The sequence below is a fragment of the Mycobacterium simiae genome (genome assembly GCF_008370645.1).
Classification (GTDB): Bacteria; Actinomycetota; Actinomycetes; order Mycobacteriales; family Mycobacteriaceae; genus Mycobacterium; species Mycobacterium simiae_A.
This window is the reverse complement of the sequence record NZ_VTZN01000587.1, coordinates 1-341: the sequence shown is the minus strand read 5'-3', so window position 1 is coordinate 341 and position 341 is coordinate 1. Positions and strand designations below refer to the sequence as shown.

General features: G+C 69.2%; 1 protein-coding gene. It reads left to right on the top strand.

Annotated elements, in window-relative coordinates:
* On the top strand, positions 1–341 hold a 341-nt coding region (locus F0Q45_RS27010; protein ID WP_188113217.1), incomplete at both ends, for a polyketide synthase dehydratase domain-containing protein.

The following is a 341-nucleotide window of genomic DNA, read 5'->3' as shown; positions in this document are numbered from 1 at the left end:
CTGTGGGCTGGTGGAGGAGTTGGTGCTGGCGGCGCCCCTGGTGCTGCCCGCAGGGACCGGGGTCGTGGTGCAAGTCAGCGTCGGGGGTGCCGACGAGTCCGCTCGGCGTGCGCTGACGGTGTACTCGCGCGCTGATCATGCCGAGGCGTCGTGGGTACTGCACGCCCAGGGCACACTCGCCCCGGCGGCGTCGCAGCTGGGTGCGGATTTGTCGGCGTGGCCACCTGCCGGGGCGGAAAGTGTCGACATCACCGGCGTTTATCAGCAGTTGGCCGAGCGCGCTTATGAATACGGGCCGGCATTTCAGGGTTTGCGGGCCGTGTGGCGACGCGGACAGGATC